Raw genomic sequence first — 21,171 nt, forward strand, 5'->3', positions numbered from 1 at the left:
AGAATGGCCGCGTAAATTCTACGTCCGAGCACCCGTAAAAACGGGGGGATTACCGATCATCCAGAGGTGCATCCGAGGCAGTGGGGGCGCCGCCAGAGCGCGCTGGACAGCAGAAAGCTACGTGCTGACCCGGGATGCGCTTCTGCGCCTCTGGCACGCTCAAACTGGCGTGCCAGCTCCCGCCGAACTTCTGCGCCTGCCGCCCCGCTTCATCCGCCCTGCAATCAATATCAACGGATAGGACGGTCTCATGCCCTCGTTGACGCCTCATGAATTTTGTCACGTGCACCCGGTTGCACCGCCCAGCGCCGATGCTTTGTGGAAAGCTGAGCAGGGGCATGCACACAGCGTCTTTACCGAGAAAAAGGCGCGCATCACGAAAGCGGTTGCGAGCGGAAAAAACGCCAAAGTCAAAGGCGCGGTACGGGAGTTCTTGCGCTGTGATCAGGTCAGGTTGAGCGCATCGTTGCGGGCGCTGGGCGGGACGCCCGAGCGTGAGGCGGCGATGCTCCTACGCGACCACGTGCACGCGTGGAAGCGCGACTATGCACCGATAGGCTGGGGATTTCACGCCAAGAGCACCGTGGGTGTCAGACCGATTTGCAAGCGCATGCCGCTCGATCTGAAAGCGGTCCATCACATGCTGGCGGCAGCTCTCGAAGCGCAGTTCGCGCCTAGCGTTCCGCTATATGGCGTTCGGGGACATAGCCGCGACGATGCTGCCCGCGCCCTGAAGGAGCTTCAGGCATCCGGTTTTCCCTATCTCGCAAAGACAGATATCCGGGACTGCTTTCAGCAGGTGAACCCGGATGCGCTGTATCGACTGCCCTTGCCAAAGGAGGTGATCAAACATGCCCTAGATACTCGAAACCTAGTGTTTGAGGAACTGGGAGGACAGCAGGCCAATGGGGCTTCTTTCGCTGTACTCTCCTCTCAGACACAGATGATGTCGCACGTTGCGAACGGGCCACGGGGACTGATGCAGGGCTCCCCGGCTTCGGGGGTCATCTTGGCGTGGATGCTGAACGACATCCCCGCTGGGACAGATCAGGCAGTTCTGCTGTGCAACGACAATATTGTCGTTGCGGCAGCGGAGAGCGCCGCAAGCCGGGAGATGGTAGACACCCTTTTCGCCTATTTCAGGCGGCATCCCGCAGGCCCGTTCGCGTTGTTCCATCCGGTCTATGCGGATAATGCACCGCTAGAATTCCTGGGATATCTCTTTGATCCGGAGCGAGGAGATATCGGCATAGCGGAAAAGGGGCGCGCGAAGCTCGACCGCCGCCTTGATGAAGCCGACGAGGCGGATACTGCTGAGTTACATCGGCGCGTGATGCGCTACCGGGACGTTCTGGCGATGCCCGGCGTGATACGACCTCCGTCCCCCTTCACAGACTGCTATCCTGTCGAGCACTGGCGTGCTCTACGGGATTTCAGAAGCGGTTTTTCTGCGGCTGACACAAACGGGGATGAATTGGCGTTCTACCTCGCCATGACCGCGGACACCGCTGAGCGGAGGGGCGAGGCGCATGTCGCGCGCCTGCACCATCATCTTTTTGCGGGCCGTGACACGTTCGAGGGGACGCTTATCCGTGGCATCCTCAATCACCATCCCAGACGAGGGAAGGCGCAATGAGCGCCGGGCTCCTTGTGGCCGCGGGCCTCTATGTTGTCGCGGGCAGATTTTGGTGGCGTCGCGTGATTGTCGCCGGACCGGTTCGTGGAAGCTCTGAGCTTTGGCGCGCTGATCTCGCGGGGGCAGAGGCTCGCGGCGAGTTCTCAGTGTTCATCGTCAAGGCCGCTTTCATCCTGCTCTGGCCCGTCGCGTTGGGCTGGGGATGGCTGGCCGCCCAAACCGGCGGCGACCCATAGCGGAGCTCGCCTTTCTCTTTCCTTTGCAACGGGTTGCAACCGAAAAATCTGCGCCGAATGTCGGGTAATGATAGGCTGGCGAAAATGACCACAATCAAACTGAGCGAAGCCTCATGACCAGTAATCACCCACACGACGAAGCCGCGAATTCCCCTCGCACACAACCGCGTCGGCACCGCGGCCGTGTTCGTTCGGAAGAACAATGGGAAAGCATCAAGCCTGTTCTCCATGAGATGCTGATGGCTGGAAAGCCGCTCGGATTTATCGCGAACGTATTCGACAAGGATGAGCAAACCATCCGCCGCTGGCGCAATCGAATGTACGAGGATATGAGGGAGGAGGAGAAGACTAAGGAGCCCCGCGACTATGCCATGGAGGTGATGGGCGGGCTTCGTGCGGCGGCAGGGGAGGCATGGCTCACCTATCGCGGCGCCGATAACACCAAGGCGAAGGTTTCTGCGCTGGGCCTGTACCTCAAGGCGGTCGACCAGCAGCACCAGTTCAACCAGTCGGTCGGGGTGTATGGTCAGAAGGGGGCATTGCCGCTGCATCCTGCGCAGTCGGGTGAGATAGAAGATAGGAGTATCGGTGCGCTCGCAGCGATCATCAAAGATTTCGTTTGTCACCTACAGGGAGAGGTCGAGGGAGAGGGTGTGGTACAAATGGTACAGGCTCAAGCTGACATAGGTAGCGGCAATGAGGTAAGCTCCTGATGCAGAGAATGGATTAAGCGTCCGCATGCACCGAAGGCGCGAGGGACGCGCGCACTAAACGGGCATCGGTCGCGATGCCATCTGCTAATTAATAGCTTGCGCCACCAAATATTGGAAATGGAATGACTTTATCATTCTGCATCTCAGAAAAAGTGGTCCACTCTATGGGTGGAGGTAGGGAGAGCGCTATGTCAGCCTCAAAGTCTATTTTCGCAAGTCAGGCTGACCGAGTCTTTTGAATAAGCCGTTTATTTCTGTGCGAATGGATGATCGATGTTCGTGAACATAATTCCTTGAAAGAGCCAGAAAGATATCTCGCTCCCGCCTAAGCAGGCTGCACTGTGCCCTTAACTGATTTTCTTCAGAGGCACTGCTAATTTCATTAATAATATCGTTGGCTCGATCAAAATATTCATTAAGCTTAGTGATGAGAAGTGGCGCAATATTTTCTTTAGAGCTGCTGAGAAGTGCGTCAAGCGCAAAGAACCAATCGGAGTGCTCATTGCGCTGTATAGCGCTTATCATGGCAGCTCTTCCACCAACGCTCGTGGCTGACGTTGCGGTACGGGCGATGTCGTCTATAATTTGATCTAAAGGTTCTAGTCGTGCAGCAAATGGGGCGCCAAAAACGTAGTCAAAGCCAGATCTTGCGTCTGCGTCAGATCTAATTCGCTCCTCGATTGAGCGAGAACGATGCCAGGTCCAAACTGCTACGATGATCGACGCAACAGCAAGGAGGTCTTTAAAGGACCACCTGCCGACGGGCGCTCCGTCGAAAAAGTTAACTGAAAAACTACACCAAGCTCTGGCGGCTTGAAGTGGCGTTTCGTATTCCAACGTCAACCCAACGCTTCTGCTGCTCGTTTACAATAAAGTGGTACTTCTTCAAAAAAGCATCCTTGCCATGAAGGGCAGCAATACTTTGCGAGAAAAGACCTTGGAAGAACGATGGCGAGATGGTGTCTACATACTCTGGGATACGCACTTCGACAGTTCCAGGCTGGCCGTCGATACTGTCTAGGCAAAAATGTTGACGAGCGGCAATGCCCCGCTCTTTACCAGACAGGTTGCGGATGTGCTTGGTGCCGGTGACGGCGTTCAGATCAATCGTCATCTCTTGCATCTTCTTCCTCCCAAGCATCATCAAGAACGAAGCGAGCAGTAATCATAGTGCCGGGGAAAGCGTGTGGCAGGTCCATTACGAAGTCGTTACTCGGGGGCGCGGTAACAAGGTTGGGTTCATTGAACCACTGTAGGCGTCTCCCATCCCCACTCTCGACACCTCGGGAGAACGGATGAGCGAAGCGTATGTACGACTTTCCCGAGAGGATTGCTACTGTCGTCTGCAAGATTCCGGCGGGTTGCCGCCCAACCTCGTTTGCGAACTCAACAATATCCATCATTCCGGTGCCTCCACTTGGGCTCCCACAGCCTTGCTCAACGCGCGAGATGCCGTCTTGCAGGGCGAAGACCGTTGACAATGTATCTTGACTGATTCTGGAGCTTCTGTGGAGGTCTTGATACTTCTTAAGTTGCCCAAGAATGTGTTCGGGCCCAGATTTTATGGTGTCTGAAATGGTTAGCCCTAAGTTCATAAGCCCTAAGTGGCAGACGTGTGTGGTCCGAACCTTCCCGTCGACCTCCGACTGGCGGCGCGCCATGAAACCAGCTGTCACCCACTCACCATCGCCCTGAACTCTTCCATGGCGTTCCGCGTTGTTGAGAGCTTCCGTGATGACTGTCTTCAGGGCACTGGCGCCTGCGACTGTCAACTCTTCCGAAGGACTTAACGTTCCAAGCCATTCGTTCACGCTTGCAACGGTTTGGTCTGCGACGCGTTCAACAGTAGAGGACTGCATTGCAACTGATGCGTTGGGAGAGCTTGAGCCACCTCTTCTGCGACGATGCAGCGGCAGTGGCCAGATGTCATCGCTACTGAGTTTTGGGAGCCCACCAATTCTGAGAAAATCCATCAGGTCTACGGCTGCAAGAACTTTTTGAGTTGATGGCCTGATTGATCCTCCCAAAATTACTGGGGTCATTCTCTCGCGAAGAGAGCCAAGCAGCAAAAAGGGACCAATGTCGAGGACCTGTCTATCTTCAAAGTTTATTCTGAAACCCCGAGACTTGCACTCTGCATCGACTATTTTCCAAAATAGCCGCATCGTCTCAATCGGATTGTCAATAAATGAAAAATCTTTGCAATCTATATCAGCTGTCTTGCCTTTTCTTCGATGAAGAGGCAGCCAGTTCTTCTTTCGATCCGGACTAACGCTGGAGATATTCTCGCAGTCAAGAAATCTATAGGACAACGCCTTCTTCGAGTACGGGATACGCTTCTCGTTACGACGTCTAATAATGAGTTTTCGGCGAATACTTCTGGCTCTTTTGCCGCTTCCAGAAGATTTTCTCTCTCTGCGCGCAACCATTCTAAGAAGGTCGTCAAAGTTGCTTTCGTCAAGAGACTGAAGATCTTCCTTGCTAAGGGACGCGGTGCTTTCCGGCCAGAAATCTACCCATGTTTTGCGTGTCAACTAATGTCTGCCCGGAACTGCCGCAACAAATGACCTTTAGGTCTGGATTAGTAAGAACATCCTCGGGCATGGGTGTCTAGCTCAACCTCGCTGTAACATGGGCAAGGAGCGTTTTGTGCGAGACCCGCCATCTTTCCCGACGACGTTCAAGTAAGGAGCAAAGCTTAGCTTTTCTGACCAGCGCTAGCGCGCCCGCTTCTGCCGCTTCACCGCTCGCCTACCCAAAAATAGTGCCCAGAGCAACAATGTAGACGAGGCAGCGACGAAGCTGGCGATATCAATCGCAAACACGGCGACGTTAGCACGTCAGGGCGTCAACATCTGTGTGTTGGTGTAAATGATGGTGCGAAACTTATTGAATTAGAAATCCAAATAAATTTCAGAGGCTTAACGGCCTGATTTGGTGGAGTCGAGGGGGATCGAACCCCTGACCTCGTCATTGCGAACGACGCGCTCTCCCAACTGAGCTACGACCCCAACGGCGCGCTATGTGACGCATGCGCCGGAGGATGTCAAGCACCTCTCTTCGGCCACCCGCCCGGAACGGTTCCGCCGTTCCCGCGGCGACGGGATGCGCCGCGCACACGGGGTCCACCCGCACTCAATCGCCCAGCATGGCGACCACGGCGCGCAGGTCGGTTGCGAACGCCTCGCGCGCCTCCGCCCGCCGGGCCGGATCGGGCTGGCGCAGCAGATGCGCGGGGTGAAGCGTGATCAGCACCGGCCCACCGTCCCTCGCCGTCTCCACCCGCCCCCGCCGCGCAAGGATCCCCTCGCCCCGGCCGGTCAGCGCCAGCGCCGCGGTCGCCCCCATCGCAAGCGTCAGGCGCGGTGCCACCGCCCGGCGCTCGAACTCCAGCCACCAGCGGCAGGCCTGTACCTCGCCGCCATCGGGCCGGCGATGCAGCCGCCGCTTGCCGCGCGGGGCGAACTTGAAATGCTTCACCGCATTGGTGACATAGGCCGCCGCGCGGTCCAGCCCCGCCTCCCTGGCGCAGGTGTCGAACATCTGCCCCGCCGGCCCCACGAAGGGCCGCCCCGCCAGATCCTCGGCATCGCCCGGCTGCTCGCCCACCACCATCAGGCCGCCGGCGGACCCCTCCCCCGCGATTCCCTGCGTCGCGCACGCACCCAGCGGGCAACGCCGGCAAGCGTCGAGCGCGGGTTTCAGCGTCTCAAGCGTCAGGTCGGGCAGCGCGGGACGCGACGGCACGATCCGGGCGGCGCGGGCGGGCGCGAAGGTCGGCGCCGCCTCCTGCATCGCCAGCGCACGCGCCGGGGCCTCGCGGATCAGCCCGGGGATCAGCCGCGCCTCGGGCAGATGCTGCCAGAACTTCTTCGGCATCTCCGACCGCATCGCCCGGGGCATCAGCCGCGCCGGGTTGAAGATGTTGGCGAAATAGGTGCGCCACAGCTCCTCTGTCGCGTCTTCGGGCGGCGGGCGCGTGTCGCCGGTCTCCTCGATCCGAAGCCCCCCCGCGGTGAAGCGCGCGGTCAGCACCGGCGTGGCGATCACCCAATCCATGTCGCCGAAGCGCCTGGCAAAGAAGGGGGCGGCGGCCTCCACGACCGGATGGTCGGGCTCGTACCACGCGGCAAAGGCCCGGCGCTCCGCCCCCGGCTCGGTCACCTCGCGAAAGCGCACGAAGGCATGCATCTTGTGGATGTCGCGCCGAACCGCCTTTTCCTGCTGCAACAGCCGGCGCAATGCCGGGTCCGACCGGTCGCCCCAGCGCAGGTCCCCCGCCGCCAGGCGGAGGAGAAGGGCATAGGCGCGGGCGAACCGCTCCGGGTCGGAATGGCACAGCGCGGCCTCCAGGCTGGCCACCGCCACCCGCGGCAGGCGTACTGCGCGGGGCTCTCCCGTGGCGGCAGGGGCGGGCGCGCCGGCAAAGAGATCGGGCGCCTCTGCGCCCACCTGCCACAGCACCGCATCGGCCGGCACACCGCGACCGGCCAGCCCGCGCGCGGCGTCGCGCCAGGCGGCGACGGTGCCGATCCGGGGCAGCACCACCCGCTCCATCAGAACAGGCTGAGCTGTTCCGCCGACGGGGCGAAACGGGCGCGCAGGCTCTCGGCATCGAGGCGCGCACCGGGGGACCAGCCCGGCAGGGTGACGAAGGGGCGGGCATGCTTCATCACGCAGCCGATCGCGACCAGGTCCTCGTAGCGCAGCGTCCGGTGGCGCCGCGCCGCGAGGATGCGTTCGACCGACCGGCTGCCGAAGCCCGGCACCCGCAGCAGCATCTCGCGCGGCGCGCGGTTTACCTCCACCGGGAAGGCCGCGCGATGCGCCAGCGCCCAGGCAAGCTTGGGGTCGAGGGTAAGGTCGAGCATCCCCGAGGGTGGCGCGATCTCGTTCGCCGCGAAGCCGTAGAAACGCATCAGCCAGTCAGCCTGGTAAAGCCGGTGCTCGCGCATCAGCGGCGGGCGGATCAGCGGCAGCGCCCGGGAACTGTCGGGGATCGGGGAGAAGGCGGAGTAATACACCCGGCCCAGCCGGTAGCCGGCATAAAGCCCGGCCGAGGTGGCGAGGATCTCGGAATCCTTGGCCGCATCCGCGCCGACGATCATCTGCGTCGACTGCCCCGCGGGGGCAAAGCGCGCCGGGCGGGTGCCGCGCAGCGTCCGGTCCTTTGCCGCCTCGCGCCGGGCACGGACATCGGCCATGGCGCGGCGGATGCTCTGCGCCGACTTCTCGGGGGCGAGGGCGCCCAGCGCCGTCTCGGTCGGCAGCTCGACGTTGATCGACAGCCGGTCGGCCCAGCGCCCGGCTTCCTCGATCAGCTCCGGTGCGGCGTCGGGGATGGTCTTGAGGTGGATATAGCCGCGAAAATTCTCCTGCACCCGCAGGGTCCGCGCGATCCGCACCATGTCGCCCATGGTCTCGTCGGGCGAGCGGATGATGCCCGACGACAGGAACAGCCCCTCGATATAGTTTCGGCGGTAGAACTCGACCGTGAGCCTGACCACCTCCTCGACCGAGAACCGCGCCCGCTCCACCCGGCTGGAGGCACGGTTCACGCAATAGGCGCAATCGTAGATGCAGAAGTTGGTCATCAGGATCTTGAGGAGCGAGATGCAGCGCCCGTCCGGAGCGTAGGAATGGCAGATGCCGGCCCCCCCGGACGACCCGAGACCGGCCTTCCCGCCCGGGCCTCTCCCCGTGCCCGTATCTGTGTCCGTACCTGTGCCCCTACCTGTGGACGTCCGCCGCTCCCCCCCGGAAGAGGCACAGGACGCATCGTATTTCGCCGCGTCGGCGAGAATCGCGAGCTTGTCGGAGAGGCTGCGCTTGACCATTTGTTCACTATATGTTCGCACTCATCACCAATCAAGCGCGATACGCGACCGCGGGCGTGGCGGCCCCGATCAATCCCCGGCGGGTGCCGCGGGGCCCTCCCCTTTCCTTTCATTGTTCTCCAAATACGCAAGCAACTGCCCCCCGGTGCGCGGCCCGTATGCAGGCCAATGCCCGCCCGAAAGCGCCGCCGTCAGGCAGGCATCTTCGCCTTCTGGCGGACGAAGGCCTCGATCTCGGCCGCCGGACGCGCGCCGGAAAGATGCGCGGCGGCGCGGCCGTTCTGGAACAGGATCAGCGCCGGAATGCCGCGGATGTTGTAGCGCTCCGCCGCCTTGGGGTGGTCCTGCGTGTCGATCTTGGCCAGGCGGGCCTGAGGGCTGAGCGCCTGCGCCGCCTTGAGGAACTCGGGCGCCATCATCCGGCAGGGGCCGCACCAGGGCGCCCAGAAATCGACCAGAAGCGGAACCTCGTCGGTCTTCGCGGCTTTCTCCAGCGTCTTCACGTCGAGGGCGCGCACCTTGCCATCGTTCAGCCGTGCGCCGCAGGTGCCGCATTTCGGGCCGGAGCCCAGCTTTTCGGCCGGCACGCGATTCACCGTGCCGCAGTCGAGACAGGTCATCTTCAGGGCGTTCGCCATGGAACGTCTCCCATGCTATCGGGTTAGATCTGGATATGTGGCGCGCACCGGACCGGTGCAAGCCCGGCATCCTTTTGTCGCAGGAACCGCCCGGGGAGGCGCCATGATCTCGAAACGACTCTGGCACCTCTTGCGCCTGATGCGCGAATTGTGGGTGCGCACGGTGATCCTGGCCGCGATGGCGGTGGTGGCCGCGGCGCTGGCCTCGGTGCTGTCGCCGCTGATCCCCGAGGACCTTGCCAAGAGCTTCGGCAAGGACGCGGCGCTGTCGGTCCTCAACATCATCGCCAACTCGATGCTGACGGTCACGACCTTCTCGCTGACGATCATGGTGAGCGCCTATCAGTGGGCCTCGAGCCAGAGCACGCCGCGGGCGCAGCGGGTCCTGCTCGAGGACACGACGACGCACACGGTGCTGGCAACCTTCCTCGGCGCCTTCATCTTCGCGCTCCTGTCGATCATCCTGTTGCGCGCGCATCTCTATGGCGAACGCGCGGCGGTCGTGGTCTTCGGCTTTACCGTGGGCGTGGTGGTGATGGTCGTCCTCGCCATGCTGCGCTGGATCGAGCACCTGTCGCGGCTGGGCTCGATGGACGACACGCTGGAACAGATCGAAGGCCGCGCCCGTGACGCGCTGGAGATCCGGCGCGACCGGCCCAGCCTGGGCGCCCGCCCGATGAGTGCCGCGCATCACATCCCCGCCGGCGGCACCAAGGTGCGGGCCGGGCGCGGCGGCTATATCCAGTTCATCGACACCGGTGCGATCAATGCCTGCGCCGAGACGGCCGAGGCGGAGTTCTACGTGACCGTGCTGCCGGGCGACCATGTCACCGCCGGATCGGCGCTTGGCTACGCGATCGGCGGCGACGCCGATTACCATTCCAAGATCAACGCGGCTATCCACATCGGCGACTTGCGCACCCCCGATCAGGATCCACGCTTCGGCCTGCTGGTTCTCAGCGAGATCGCCTCGCGCGCGCTGTCGCCGGGGATCAACGACCCGGGCACCGCGATCGACGTGGCCTTCCGGCTGGAACGCCTGCTGCTGGATCACGCCCGGCCCGGCCCGACGGCACGCGAGGTGCGCTATCCCCGGGTTCATTCGCGGGTGCTGACGGATGCCCATCTCGTGCGCGACGCCTTCGGGGCGCTCTGCCGCGACGGGGCGCCGCTGATCGAGGTGGCGGTCAGGGTGCAACACGCGCTCAAGGAACTGCGCGAGCGCGGCGCCCCCGAGATGGCCGCCGCTGCCGAAGACATGGCGCGCTCCGCCCTTGCCTATGGCGAGGCGCTGCTGCCGCTCGATGAAGAGAAGGAAAAGCTGCGCCAGATCTCGGGGATCCCGGCAGAGGGGTGACACAGCCCTGACACCGCCCTGATACGGCCCTGTCGCGGCCAATGTCGCCGGGCGGGTCAGCGCAGCAACGATTGCCATATCGCCTGGGGCGACCAGCCCCGGGCAGCGCCCGACCCTCCCCCTGGGAGGGCGCATGTCAACGTCACCGCGCGCTCACACGCCGGAGGTTTGCGGCACGATACAGCGACGCCCACCAATGCAAGGCAGCGCCCACCCGCGGGTCGGGCGCTGCCCTTCTCTCATTATGGCGTTGGCGCCCTACTCCGCCGCCTCGGCGTAGCTTTCCAGCGGCGGGCAGATGCACACGAGGTTGCGGTCGCCATAGACGTTGTCGACCCGGCCCACCGGCGGCCAGTACTTGTCGACCCGGAACGCGCCGGGCGGGAAGCAGCCCTGCTCGCGCGGGTAGGGCCGGTCCCAGTCGGCGACCAGATCCTCGACCGTGTGGGGGGCATGCTTCAGCGGGTTCGACTGCGGATCGATCTCGCCCGTCTCAACCGCGCGGATCTCCTCGCGGATCGACAGGAGCGCGGTGACGAAACGGTCGATCTCGGCCTTGGTCTCGCTCTCGGTCGGTTCCACCATCAGCGTGCCCGAGACCGGCCAGCTCATCGTGGGCGCATGGAAGCCGTTGTCGATCAGCCGCTTCGCGATGTCGTCCACGGTGATCCCCGCCTCGGCGAAGGGCCTCGTGTCGAGGATGCATTCATGTGCCACCCGTCCGCGGTTGCCCATGAACAGCACCTCGTAGGCGCCCGACAGACGCGCCGCGATGTAGTTGGCGTTCAGGATCGCCACCCGCGTCGCCTGAGTCAGCCCCGGCCCGCCCATCATCAGGCAATAGGCCCAGCTGATCAGCAGGATCGAGGCCGATCCATAGGGCGCCGCACTCACCGGCCCGGCCACGCCGCCGCCCAGCGGGTTGCCCGGCAGGTAGGGGGCAAGGTGTTCGCGCACGCCGATCGGCCCCATGCCCGGGCCGCCACCGCCATGCGGGATGGCAAAGGTCTTGTGCAGGTTCAGGTGGCTCACGTCGCCGCCGATCTCGCCCGGCTTCACCAGACCCACCAGCGCGTTCATGTTGGCACCGTCAATATAGACCTGCCCGCCGTGGTCATGGGTGATCTTGCAGACCTCGCGCACGGTCTCCTCGAACACGCCATGGGTCGAGGGATAGGTGATCATGCAGGCGGCCAGCCGGTCGCCTGCGGCCTCGGCCTTGGCGCGGAAATCGTCAAGGTCGATGTCGCCGTTGGGGGCCGAATTCACCACCTTCACCTCCATCCCCGCCATCTGGGCCGAGGCGGGGTTGGTGCCATGCGCCGACATCGGGATCAGGCAGACCTTGCGGTGATCGTCACCCTGCGCGCGGTGATAGGCGAGGATCGTAAGAAGCCCCGCGTACTCCCCCTGCGCGCCGGAATTCGGCTGCATGGAAAACGCGTCGTAGCCGGTGATCTCGCACAGCTTTTCCGACAGGTCCGCGATCGCCTCGTGGTAGCCCGCGGCCTGATCGGCGGGGGCAAAGGGATGCAGCGCGCCGAACTCCGGCCATGTCAGCGGCATCATCTCGGCCGCCGCATTGAGCTTCATCGTGCACGATCCCAGCGGGATCATCGCGCGGTCCAGTGCAAGGTCACGGTCCGAAAGACGGCGCATGTAGCGCATCATCTCGCTTTCCGCGCGGTTCATGTGGAAGACCGGGTGGGTGAGGTAGTCGGTCGCCCGCACCATCTCCTCGGGAAAGCCCAGTTCTGCCCGATGCGGCGGCACGCCGTCGATCCCGAAGGCGGCAAGGATGCGGATCAGCACCTTCTCGTCGCAGACCTCATCAAGGCTGATGCCCACGCGGTCCGACCCGATCTTGCGGAAGTTCAGACCCTCCTGCCGGGCGGCGGCAAGAATGCCCGCCTGCCCCACGCCGACCTCGACCGTGATCGTGTCGAAGAAGGCATCGGGTGCCACCTTGGCGCCCGCGGCCTTCAGCGCATGGGCCAGTCGCTGAGTCAGGAAATGCACCCGCTCGGCTATGGCACGCAGGCCCTGCGGCCCGTGGAAGACGGCGTAGAACGAGGCCATCACCGCCAAGAGCGCCTGCGCGGTACAGACGTTCGACGTGGCCTTTTCGCGGCGAATATGCTGCTCGCGGGTCTGCAGCGACAGGCGGTAGGCCCGCCCGCCGCGCGCATCGACCGACACGCCGACGATCCGGCCCGGCATCGCGCGCTTCATCTCGTCGCGGCAGGACATGAAGGCGGCATGCGGCCCGCCATACCCCATCGGCACGCCAAAGCGCTGCGACGAGCCCACGGCGATGTCCGCCCCCATCGCGCCCGGCTCCTTGAGCATGCACAGCGCCAGCAGGTCGGTCGCGACGATGGCTACCGCCTTGGCGTCATGCAGCGCGGCGATCTGGTCGGTGAAGTCGGTCACGTGGCCATAGGTGCCGGGATACTGGAACAGCGCACCGAAGACATCGCCCGCCACCATGTCGGCCGGGTCGCCCACGGTGATCTCGATCCCCAGCGGCTCGGCCCGGGTCCGCACCACCTCGATCGTCTGGGGATGGCAGCCGCGGTCGATGAAAAAGCCCTTGGCCTTCGACTTCGACACGCGCTCGGCCATCGCCATCGCCTCGGCCGCCGCCGTCGCCTCGTCCAGCAGCGAGGCGTTCGCCACCGGCAGACCTGTCAGGTCCGACACCATGGTCTGGTAGTTCAGAAGCGCCTCAAGACGGCCCTGCGCGATCTCGGGCTGGTAGGGGGTGTAGGCGGTGTACCAGGCCGGGTTTTCCAAGATGTTGCGCTGGATCGCGGGGGGCGTCACGGTGCCGTAATAGCCCTGCCCGATCAGGCTGTTCATCACGCGGTTCTTTGCCGCCACCTCGCGCATGCGTTTCAGCAGCGCATATTCCGACAGCGGCGCCCAGGACAGCGCGCTTTCCTGCCGGATGGATTTCGGCACCGTCTGGTCGATCAGCGCGTCCAGGGTGGGGGCACCCACGGCCTGCAACATCTCCTCCATCTCCGACGGAGACGGGCCGATGTGGCGGCGGTTGGCGAAATCGTAAGGGTCGTAGGTCGAGGGCGTATAGGTCATCAGGATTCTCGGTTGTGCATCACGACGTTGACGAGGTGGCCTTCTGGGTCACGCAGGTAGAAGCGCCTCACGCCCCAGGGTTCGGTGACCGGGCCATGAGCGATCTCGGCCCCGAGGGCGTGGGCGCGTTCGAGGTAAGGGGCGATGTCGTCCACCTCGATCGACAGCAGGGGCAGCGGCGTGCCCGCGCCGCCCTCGGAGGCAAGCGACAGCTGGATCGGGGCGGGCGCGCCGCCCCCCGCCCCGTCCTCAGGCCCGCCCCCTGCCCCGGGCCGGACGCCCAGGGTGGTGATGAAGTCGAGCTCCATCAGCGTGTCGAGGCCGAAGAGATCGCGGTAGAAGGCGGCGAGGCCCGCGGGCGCCTCCGCCTTCAGGTTTGCCACGATCCGGCGGATCGTCATCCGATCAGGGCCTTGTAGGCGTCCTCGTCCATGAAGCCGTCGAGGACGGAACGATCCTTGAGCGTCATCTTGAAGAACCAGGCGCCGCCCAGCGGATCCTCGTTCACCAGCGCCGGGTTGTCGGCGAGGCCCTCGTTCACCTCGGTGATCGTGCCGTCGGCGGGAGCGAGGATGTCGGACGCCGCCTTGACGCTTTCGATCACCGCAACCTCGTCACCCTTCGACACCTCGCCGCCGGCCTCGGGCAGTTCGACGAAGACGACGTCGCCCAGCTGGGTCGCGGCGTGTTCGGTGATGCCCACGGTGACGACATCGCCGTCAAGCTTCAGCCATTCATGATCTTCGGTATATTTCATAAGGATCCTCAGCGTTTGTAGGTGGAGGGTCGGAAGGGAAGCTCGGTGACGCGGGCAGGCAGGCGTTTGCCGCGCACCTCGCCGTAGACGACGGTTCCGGGGGTGGCGAGGCCCGCGGGCAGGTAGCCCATGGCGACAGGCGCCTGAAGCGTGGGGCCAAAGCCGCCCGAGGTGATCTGCCCCACGGCCTCGCCCCCTTCGGCGCCCGCGAAAAGCTGGACACCTTCGCGCATCGGCGCCCGGCCCTCCGGCAGCAGGCCGACGCGCTTGCGCGCGGCCCCCTCGGTCAGTTCGGACAGGATGCGACCTGCGCCAGGAAAGCCGCCCTCGCGCGCGCCACCGGTGCGGCGCGCCTTCTGGATCGCCCAGGCAAGATCGGCTTCGATGGGAGAGGTCGAGCGGTCGATATCATGGCCGTAGAGGCAGAGCCCGGCCTCCAGGCGCAGCGAATCCCGGGCGCCAAGGCCGATCGGCTCCACCGGCTCCATCGCCAGCAGTGCCTCGGCGAAGGCCACCGCCTGCGCGTCGGGAACCGAGATCTCGTACCCGTCCTCGCCGGTGTAGCCCGAGCGCGAGATCCACAGATCCACCCCCTGCCACGCCATCACCGCGACATCCATGAAGCGCATGGCAGTAACAGCCGGCACCAGCGATTCCAGCGCCGCCTCGGCCGCCGGCCCCTGCAGCGCGATCAGCGCGCGGTCGGTCACCTCCTCGACCACGCAGGCGCCGGTCAGGTGGCTGCGCATGTGGGCGATGTCCTGGTCCTTGCAGGCGGCGTTGACCACGACGAAAAGGTGATCGCCCCGGTTCGCGACCATCAGGTCGTCAAGGATCCCGCCCTCGGCATCGGTGAAGAGCGCATAGCGCTGCCGCCCTTCTTTCAGGTCCATCAGATTCACCGGCACCAGGCTTTCCAGCGCCTGCGCCGCATCGACGGCCCGGCCCGACGGCGCCCGCAGGATCACCTGCCCCATGTGGCTGACATCGAACAGCCCCGCCGCGGCGCGGGTGTGAAGGTGTTCCTTCAAGACCCCCAGCGGATATTGCACCGGCATCTCGTAGCCCGCGAAGGGCACCATCCTGGCACCAAGGCCTACGTGCAGGTCATAAAGAACCGTGCGTTTCAGGTCGGACATGCCGCTCCCCCATTCCTCGCCGGTTCCCCGGCACCGCCCGGACGGGCCACGCCCGCCGGATTCGATGCCCCCTCTGTCCCTTGTGCCTGAGATCGTTATCCCTTCGGCGCCCCGATTTTGCGGGGTCTCTCCAGAGTGCTGCGTCGAACGGGTCCCTTGCGCCTGAGAGTTTACCGGGGCGGTTGCTCCTTCGGCACCGGACCTGTAGGCCCGGATTCTCCCTGTCCGACAAATCCCCGATAGCCCGGGGCGCGCCGAGGCACAAGGGGGTTGCGGCGGATACGACCATTTGGCAAGCCTTCGCGACATGACCGACCCTGCGAATGACTTCTTTTTCGGCTACGGCTCGCTCGTCAACCGCGCGACCCATGCCTACCCCGAGGCCCACCCCGCCCGCGTCACCGGCTGGCGCCGGGTCTGGCGCCATACCTCGCGGCGCGAGCTCGCCTTCCTTTCCGTCGAACCGGTGGAGGGGGCGGAGATCGAGGGCCTCGTCGCCGCGGTGCCCGGGGCCGACTGGGCCGCGCTCGACCTGCGCGAGGCGGCCTATGACCGGCACCCGGTGCCCGCCGCGCAGATCGACCACCCCGTCGCGCGCCCGATCGCGGTGCAGATCTACGCCGTGCCGCCCGCCCCTGCGCCGGAAGACGCGGGGGACACGACAGCCCCGGCGGCCCCGGCGGACAGGCCACTGCCGATCCTGCTAAGCTATCTCGACGTGGTGGTGCAGGGGTTCCTGCGCGAGTTCGGCGCCGACGGCGTGGCACGCTTCTTCGCCACCACCTCCGGGTGGGAGGCGCCGGTCCTCGATGACCGCGCGGCCCCGCGCTACCCCCGCGCACAGATCCTCGACCCCGGCGAGATCCGCCTCGTCGACGGCCACCTCGCGGCGCTTGGCGTCACCCGGATCGCGGGCTGAGACACGTCCCTCCCGTCATCCGCCACCTCTCAGGCGCCGTACGTCAGACCCGGCCCACCATGCCCCGGGTGCGGTCGCGGATGACGGCGCGGGCAAGGGCCATCGCGGCCAGGCCGAAGACGATGCCGCCGGCGGCCTGCCCGATGAACACCCCAGCCGCGCCCATCGCCGGCGACAGCAGCATCACCGGCAGGATCGTCCCAAGCGTGTTGCGCCCCCAGTTCACCAACGTCGACACCAAGGGCCGGCCAAGGTTGTTGCAGGCCGCGTTCGACACGAAGATCACCCCGTTGAACCAGAAGAGTAGCGCCAGCGGCCCGCAGAACAGGTAGACGAGGCTGCGCGTCAACCCCTGCGCCTGGAACAGGTCAGCGATCGGTGCGCGCAGCACATAAAGCAGCACCGACACCGATACCGTGTAGAGCGCGGCAAAGATCAGCCCGTCGCGATAGGCGCGCGCGACCCGCGCGCCCTGCCGCGCGCCGTAGTTCTGGCCGATCACCGGCCCCACGGCACCCGACAGCGCGAAGAGCACGGCAAAGGCGATCGGCGCGGTGCGGGTGATGATCGCCATCGCCGCCACCGCCTCGGGCCCGTATGCTGCCATCGCGCGGGTGACATAGGCCTGCCCGACCGGTGCCGCCATCTGCGTCATCAGCGCCGGCCCCGCGATCGCCAGCACCGGCCGCAGGTCCGCCCCGATCTGCGCCACCGAAGGCCGCGCCAGCCCGCGATGCACCCGGTGCACCACGCTCAGCGCGACCCCCGCCATGACGACGCGCGCGATCGCCGAAGCGATGGCCGCCCCCTCCAGGCCCCAGCCGAGGCCGAAGATGAACACCGGGTCCAGGACCGCGTTCACCACCGCCGCCACCATCTGCACCAGCATCGCGCGCCGCGCATCGCCATGCGCCCGCAACACCGCCCCCGCCGCCATCGCCACGATCAGGAACGGCATCGACGGCACAAGGATCGACAGATAGGCGACCGCATGGGCGCGCACCGCCCCCGAGGCGCCGAGCCAGCCCATGATCCGCCAGAGGTTGATCGTCACCAGAGCGGCCGCCGCCACGCCGACCACCGCGCCATGGATCAGCGCGCTGGTGGCCTTCCGCCGCGCCTCCTCCTCCTCGTCCGCACCCAGCGCGCGCGCCACCAGCGCCGAGGTGGCGATCGCCATGCCGATGCCGATCGAGGTGGTGAAGAACAGGACGGCCGCGGTATAGCCAAGCGCCGCCGTCAGCGCGGCGTCCCCCAGCATCGCGATGAACAGGATATCCACGAAATCGACAAGGAAGACCGCGATCAGCCCGACCGAGGACGACAGCGCCATCACCGAGACATGGCGAAAGAGGTTCCCCTCCAGAAACCGCGCGCGCCGCCCCGCCATGCCTCCCCCCTCTCCGGCCAATTCATCTTGGCGGAAATACTCTCGGGGGGTGAATGGCCCGGCACGGGCCAGAGGGGGCAGACGGCCCCCCTGCCCGCCCGCCGGACGTCCCCGCCTCAGCCCTTGGCGCGGATCTTCTGCAGAAGCGGCATCACGTCCGCCATCTCCGGCCCGAAGGCCTGACCCGTCAGCGCCTTCCTGAGCGGCATGAACAGGCCCTTGCCCTTGCGCCCGGTCTTTTCCTTCACCGCGGCGGTCCATTCGCCCCAGGTCTCGGGGCCATAGGGCTGCGGCGGCAGAAGCGCCAGCGCCTCGGCCACGAACGCGCGGTCCTCCTCGGCCACGTCGGGTTCGGCCCCGTCGCGGAACAGCGTCCACCAGTCGCCGAGATCGTCGAGCACGGTGATGTTGTGGCTCGCCACGCGCCAGAAGGTCTCGGCCAGCTCATCCGGCACGCCGAGGGCCGCGATCCGCTCCTGCACCGCCGTGAACGGCAGCGCCTGCACGTAGGCGCGGGTCAGCGGGAACAGGTCTTCGGCGTCGAACTTGGTCGGCGCCGCGCCGAAGGTGGAGATGTCGAAGCCCGCGATCAGCTCGTCCATCGACGAGAACAGCTCGACCGGCTGCGACGATCCGAGCCGCGCCATAAGCGACAGAAGCGCCATCGGCTGCACCCCCCGCGCGCGAAGGTCGCGCAGCGACAGCGTGCCGAGTCGCTTCGACAGCGCCTCGCCCTGCGGGCCGGTCAGCAGCGAGTGGTGCGCGAAGGTCGGCGGCGTGCCGCCCAGCGCGCGGATGATCTGGATCTGAGTCGCGGTGTTGGTCACGTGGTCGGCGCCGCGCACGATATGGGTCACACCCATGTCGGTGTCGTCGACCGAGGAGGCGAAGGTATAGAGTACCTGCCCGTCGGCGCGGATCAGCACCGGATCCGACACGCTGGCCGCGTCGATCGAAATGTCGCCGAGGATGCCGTCGGGCCACTCGATCCGCTCGTGTTCCAGCAGGAAGCGCCAGTAGCCGGCGCGCCCCTCCTCGACAAGCTTCGCTTTCTCCTCGTCGCTCAGGCCCAGCCCGGCACGGTCGTAGACCGGCGGCTTGCCCATGTTGAGCTGTTTCTTGCGCTTGAGGTCCAGCTCGGTCGGGGTCTCGAACACCTCGTAGAGGCGGCCCGCGCGGCGCAACTCATCCGCCGCCTCGGCGTAGCGGTCGAGCCTGGCCGACTGCTTCTCGATCCGGTCCCAGGTCAGGCCCAGCCACTCGAGATCCTCCAGGATGCCGTCCGCGTATTCCTGCTTCGAACGTTCCTGGTCGGTGTCGTCGAGGCGCAGGATGAAGGTCCCGCCGGCCTTGCGGGCGATCAGGAAGTTCATCAGCGCGGTGCGCAGGTTTCCGACATGGATGTAGCCGGTGGGCGAGGGTGCGAAACGGGTGACGGTCATGGGTCTCTCCTGTTGGGGTTGCTCTTTCACACCGGCGCGCTTTTGTCCATATGAGGGGCATCCGGAGATGGGAACCCCGCCATGCCGCCAGAGCAAGAGCTCCCCGAAGACGCCGATTCCTCCCGGGACGCCGACTCCACCGGCTGGGCCGAGGTCGCGGCGCCCGATGCCGAGGTGATCGAGGCGTTGGCCCGCGCCGCGGTCGCGGCCCTTCCCGCGCCCTACCGCGCGGCGGCGGCCGGGCTGTCGCTCAGGGTGGTCGACCTCGCGCCCGACCACATTCTCGACGCCCTGAAGATCGACGATCCCTACGACCTGACCGGGCTTTACGATGGCATCCCGCTGACCGAGGCCTCGGTCGCCGACCAGCCGCAGGGGCCGCAGGGGATCTGGCTGTTCCGCCGCGCCATCCTCGACGAATGGGTGGCCCGGGGCGACGTGGCGCTGGGGGATCTGGTGGCCAACGTGATGGTGCATGAGCTTGCGCATCACTTCGGCTGGACTGACGCCCAGATCGCCGCGATCGACCGCTGGTGGGAATAGCGCGCGTCGGGCATCCGGCGCCAGTGTGGCCGTGCGCCTGACCTCCTGTGCACCTATGGCGGCACGGAGAGTATCGGCGCAAGAAAGCAGGCCAAGCGGACACAAACGCCCTGTCGGCGGTTCCCTGGCACCCTCCTGAACACGGGATGCCTCCGTGCACCCTGCAACCCCCTCCCCCCTCGCGCCCCGTTTGCACCGGCAAGCCCCGCCTGACCGGGTCGCCCTTGTGGAGCCGGGCGCCATGGAAGGCCCCGGCGCGGGCCGGCATCCGCCGGCAGAGAGTGATCCGCCGCTTCGAATCGTCCGTAGACATGCTATCCTTTCGGATAGGATGCATTCAGGGAGCTGAAGAGATGACCGATCTGACACGCCGCGCGGCCTTCCGCGCCGCCGCCCTTCTGCCCTTCGCCGGCGCCGCCGCGACCGGAGCGCTGAGCGCCGCCCCCGCCCGGGCCGCCGCCCCGATGCAGGCCACCGACCGACCGCCCTACCACCGCTTCAAGCTGGGCCACTACGAGGTGACGACGCTGCTGGCGGGCACCCGCCCGGTGCCGGATCCGCACAAGATCTTCGGCCTGACCACCCCGGACGATACGTTCGCTGCGGTCTCGAAGGCGGCCTTCCTGCCGACCGACGTCGCGCAGTTCTTCTTCACCCCGACGCTGGTGAACACGGGCAAGGAGCTGGTCCTGTTCGACACCGGCGTGGCCCCCGGCGGGATCACCGCGGCGCTGACCGCCGCAGGCTACCAGCCCGAGCAGGTGGACATCGTGGTGATCACCCACATGCATGGCGACCATATCGGCGGACTGATGGCCGACGGCACGCCCACCTTCGCCAATGCGCGCTACGTCACCGGGCGGCAGGAATACGACCACTGGGCCGCCGCCGGCAACAAGCTGTTCGACAGCAACATGAAGCCGCTGGCAGAGAAGACGACCTTCCTCGAGGACGGCAAGGACGCAGCGCCGGGCATGACGGCAGTCCTGGCGCCCGGACACACGCCGGGGCACATGGCCTACCACCTGGAAAGCGAAGGCAGGTCGCTGATGCTGATCGCGGACACGGCGAACCACTACGTCTGGTCGCTGGCCTATCCCGACTGGGAGGTGAAATTCGACGCCGACAAGGCGATGGCCGCCCGGACGCGGCACAAGCTTCTGGGTCAACTTGCCGCCGATCGTACCCCATTCATCGGCTACCACATGCCCTTCCCGGCGCTCGGCTACGTCGAGACTGCAAGTGGAGGCGAGGCGGCGTTTCACTACGTCCCCGCCTCCTACCAGATGATGCTCGAGAGCTGAGGAGACGGCCGCGCGTAGGCGGTGACGGCTCACTCTCCCGCGCATCCGCGGGGGTTTCCCCCCGCACCTACCGCATCCGCGGGGGTTTCACACCCCCGCACCCACCGCATCCGCGGGGGTTTCACACCCCCGCACCCCCGTGGGATATTTCCACTCAGAAG

Annotated in this window: 18 protein-coding genes, 1 tRNA gene and 1 riboswitch; of the genes, 6 read left to right on the forward strand and 13 right to left on the reverse strand. The window is 65.5% G+C overall.

The features are described from left to right. The first annotated feature begins 250 nt into the window (after positions 1 to 250). Together CVV76_RS14735 and CVV76_RS14745 are read left to right on the forward strand one after the other, a co-directional pair. Positions 251 to 1,636, forward strand: coding sequence for a hypothetical protein (locus CVV76_RS14735; RefSeq protein WP_102225439.1), 1,386 nt, complete (start codon positions 251 to 253; stop codon positions 1,634 to 1,636). Positions 1,637 to 1,985: 349 nt separating this feature from the next. Further along, positions 1,986 to 2,585: a hypothetical protein gene (locus CVV76_RS14745; RefSeq protein ID WP_146010300.1), complete on the forward strand. Its 600-nt coding sequence runs from the start codon at positions 1,986 to 1,988 to the stop codon at positions 2,583 to 2,585. Positions 2,586 to 2,789: 204 nt separating this feature from the next. Here the strand turns inward: CVV76_RS14745 and CVV76_RS24975 are convergent, their stop codons facing one another. The 7 genes from CVV76_RS24975 to trxC all read right to left on the reverse strand — a co-directional run bounded on the left by CVV76_RS24975 (position 2,790) and on the right by trxC (position 9,060). Further along, positions 2,790 to 3,428: a hypothetical protein gene (locus tag CVV76_RS24975; protein WP_158243165.1), complete on the reverse strand. Its 639-nt coding sequence runs from the start codon at positions 3,426 to 3,428 to the stop codon at positions 2,790 to 2,792. After that, positions 3,379 to 3,708, reverse strand: coding sequence for a hypothetical protein (locus CVV76_RS14750; RefSeq protein ID WP_102225442.1), 330 nt, complete (start codon positions 3,706 to 3,708; stop codon positions 3,379 to 3,381). The genes CVV76_RS24975 and CVV76_RS14750 overlap by 50 nt, the downstream gene beginning before the upstream one ends. After that, positions 3,689 to 5,119 carry a hypothetical protein gene (locus CVV76_RS24700; RefSeq protein WP_146010301.1) on the reverse strand — a complete coding sequence of 477 codons (1,431 nt, stop codon included), beginning with the start codon at positions 5,117 to 5,119 and terminating at the stop codon, positions 3,689 to 3,691. Before CVV76_RS24700 ends, CVV76_RS14750 begins: the two co-directional genes overlap by 20 nt. 401 nt (positions 5,120 to 5,520) lie before the next feature. Next, a tRNA-Ala gene (locus tag CVV76_RS14755) sits at positions 5,521 to 5,596 on the reverse strand. A gap of 124 nt (positions 5,597 to 5,720) precedes the next feature. Next, positions 5,721 to 7,142 carry a UdgX family uracil-DNA binding protein gene (locus tag CVV76_RS14760; RefSeq protein WP_102225443.1) on the reverse strand — a complete coding sequence of 474 codons (1,422 nt, stop codon included), beginning with the start codon at positions 7,140 to 7,142 and terminating at the stop codon, positions 5,721 to 5,723. Beyond that, positions 7,142 to 8,422 carry a putative DNA modification/repair radical SAM protein gene (locus tag CVV76_RS14765; RefSeq protein ID WP_102225444.1) on the reverse strand — a complete coding sequence of 427 codons (1,281 nt, stop codon included), beginning with the start codon at positions 8,420 to 8,422 and terminating at the stop codon, positions 7,142 to 7,144. Before CVV76_RS14765 ends, CVV76_RS14760 begins: the two co-directional genes overlap by 1 nt. Before the next feature lie 191 nt (positions 8,423 to 8,613). Beyond that, positions 8,614 to 9,060 (reverse strand): thioredoxin TrxC, encoded by a 447-nt coding sequence (gene trxC, locus CVV76_RS14770; protein ID WP_102225445.1) that lies wholly within the window; start codon positions 9,058 to 9,060, stop codon positions 8,614 to 8,616. 103 nt (positions 9,061 to 9,163) lie between these two features. Here trxC and CVV76_RS14775 point away from each other — a divergent pair, with 103 nt between their 5' ends. Then, positions 9,164 to 10,417: a DUF2254 domain-containing protein gene (locus CVV76_RS14775; protein WP_158243166.1), complete on the forward strand. Its 1,254-nt coding sequence runs from the start codon at positions 9,164 to 9,166 to the stop codon at positions 10,415 to 10,417. Between the two features lie 258 nt (positions 10,418 to 10,675). Here CVV76_RS14775 and gcvP read toward each other — a convergent pair whose 3' ends face one another. The 4 genes from gcvP to gcvT are packed head-to-tail and all read right to left on the reverse strand — an operon-like array spanning position 10,676 to position 15,412. Beyond that, complete coding sequence (gcvP, locus tag CVV76_RS14780; protein WP_102225447.1) at positions 10,676 to 13,516, reverse strand: aminomethyl-transferring glycine dehydrogenase; 2,841 nt, start codon at positions 13,514 to 13,516, stop codon at positions 10,676 to 10,678. Further along, the gene (locus CVV76_RS14785) at positions 13,516 to 13,917 is read right to left on the reverse strand and encodes a VOC family protein (protein ID WP_102225448.1); all 402 of its coding nucleotides are present in this window, start codon (positions 13,915 to 13,917) and stop codon (positions 13,516 to 13,518) included. The genes gcvP and CVV76_RS14785 overlap by 1 nt, the downstream gene beginning before the upstream one ends. After that, positions 13,914 to 14,273: a glycine cleavage system protein GcvH gene (gene gcvH, locus CVV76_RS14790; RefSeq protein WP_102225449.1), complete on the reverse strand. Its 360-nt coding sequence runs from the start codon at positions 14,271 to 14,273 to the stop codon at positions 13,914 to 13,916. The genes CVV76_RS14785 and gcvH overlap by 4 nt, the downstream gene beginning before the upstream one ends. An 8-nt stretch (positions 14,274 to 14,281) precedes the next feature. Continuing rightward, positions 14,282 to 15,412, reverse strand: a complete 1,131-nt coding sequence (gcvT, locus tag CVV76_RS14795; RefSeq protein ID WP_102225450.1) for a glycine cleavage system aminomethyltransferase GcvT — start codon at positions 15,410 to 15,412, stop codon at positions 14,282 to 14,284. Positions 15,413 to 15,551: 139 nt separating this feature from the next. Continuing rightward, positions 15,552 to 15,645: riboswitch (glycine riboswitch) on the reverse strand. Positions 15,646 to 15,719: 74 nt separating this feature from the next. Between gcvT and CVV76_RS14800 the strand changes: the two genes are divergently transcribed. Further along, complete coding sequence (locus CVV76_RS14800; RefSeq protein ID WP_102225455.1) at positions 15,720 to 16,331, forward strand: gamma-glutamylcyclotransferase family protein; 612 nt, start codon at positions 15,720 to 15,722, stop codon at positions 16,329 to 16,331. Between the two features lie 43 nt (positions 16,332 to 16,374). Here the strand turns inward: CVV76_RS14800 and CVV76_RS14805 are convergent, their stop codons facing one another. After that, positions 16,375 to 17,721, reverse strand: a complete 1,347-nt coding sequence (locus tag CVV76_RS14805) for an MATE family efflux transporter (RefSeq protein ID WP_102225451.1) — start codon at positions 17,719 to 17,721, stop codon at positions 16,375 to 16,377. Positions 17,722 to 17,837: 116 nt separating this feature from the next. Then, on the reverse strand, positions 17,838 to 19,163 hold the full coding sequence (gltX, locus tag CVV76_RS14810) for a glutamate--tRNA ligase (RefSeq protein ID WP_102225452.1): 1,326 nt from the start codon (positions 19,161 to 19,163) through the stop codon (positions 17,838 to 17,840). Positions 19,164 to 19,244: 81 nt separating this feature from the next. Between gltX and CVV76_RS14815 the strand changes: the two genes are divergently transcribed. After that, complete coding sequence (locus tag CVV76_RS14815; protein WP_102225453.1) at positions 19,245 to 19,706, forward strand: metallopeptidase family protein; 462 nt, start codon at positions 19,245 to 19,247, stop codon at positions 19,704 to 19,706. Between the two features lie 353 nt (positions 19,707 to 20,059). Beyond that, a complete protein-coding gene (locus CVV76_RS14820) occupies positions 20,060 to 21,010 on the forward strand; it encodes an MBL fold metallo-hydrolase (RefSeq protein ID WP_102225454.1) in 951 nt (316 codons plus the stop codon). The last annotated feature ends 161 nt before the right edge of the window (positions 21,011 to 21,171 follow it).

Source organism: Acidimangrovimonas sediminis (genome assembly GCF_002871005.1).
Lineage (GTDB): Bacteria > Pseudomonadota > Alphaproteobacteria > Rhodobacterales > Rhodobacteraceae > Acidimangrovimonas > Acidimangrovimonas sediminis.

Coding starts and splice junctions, on each gene's coding strand:
- CVV76_RS14735 (WP_102225439.1), top strand. CDS start 251: ATGCCCTCGTTGACGCCTCATGAATTTTGTCACGTGCACCCGGTTGCA.
- CVV76_RS14745 (WP_146010300.1), top strand. CDS start 1,986: ATGACCAGTAATCACCCACACGACGAAGCCGCGAATTCCCCTCGCACA.
- CVV76_RS14750 (WP_102225442.1), bottom strand. CDS start 3,708: ATGCAAGAGATGACGATTGATCTGAACGCCGTCACCGGCACCAAGCAC.
- CVV76_RS14760 (WP_102225443.1), bottom strand. CDS start 7,142: ATGGAGCGGGTGGTGCTGCCCCGGATCGGCACCGTCGCCGCCTGGCGC.
- CVV76_RS14765 (WP_102225444.1), bottom strand. CDS start 8,422: ATGGTCAAGCGCAGCCTCTCCGACAAGCTCGCGATTCTCGCCGACGCG.
- trxC (WP_102225445.1), bottom strand. CDS start 9,060: ATGGCGAACGCCCTGAAGATGACCTGTCTCGACTGCGGCACGGTGAAT.
- CVV76_RS14775 (WP_158243166.1), top strand. CDS start 9,164: ATGATCTCGAAACGACTCTGGCACCTCTTGCGCCTGATGCGCGAATTG.
- gcvP (WP_102225447.1), bottom strand. CDS start 13,516: ATGACCTATACGCCCTCGACCTACGACCCTTACGATTTCGCCAACCGC.
- CVV76_RS14785 (WP_102225448.1), bottom strand. CDS start 13,917: ATGACGATCCGCCGGATCGTGGCAAACCTGAAGGCGGAGGCGCCCGCG.
- gcvH (WP_102225449.1), bottom strand. CDS start 14,273: ATGAAATATACCGAAGATCATGAATGGCTGAAGCTTGACGGCGATGTC.
- gcvT (WP_102225450.1), bottom strand. CDS start 15,412: ATGTCCGACCTGAAACGCACGGTTCTTTATGACCTGCACGTAGGCCTT.
- CVV76_RS14800 (WP_102225455.1), top strand. CDS start 15,720: ATGACCGACCCTGCGAATGACTTCTTTTTCGGCTACGGCTCGCTCGTC.
- CVV76_RS14805 (WP_102225451.1), bottom strand. CDS start 17,721: ATGGCGGGGCGGCGCGCGCGGTTTCTGGAGGGGAACCTCTTTCGCCAT.
- gltX (WP_102225452.1), bottom strand. CDS start 19,163: ATGACCGTCACCCGTTTCGCACCCTCGCCCACCGGCTACATCCATGTC.
- CVV76_RS14815 (WP_102225453.1), top strand. CDS start 19,245: ATGCCGCCAGAGCAAGAGCTCCCCGAAGACGCCGATTCCTCCCGGGAC.
- CVV76_RS14820 (WP_102225454.1), top strand. CDS start 20,060: ATGACCGATCTGACACGCCGCGCGGCCTTCCGCGCCGCCGCCCTTCTG.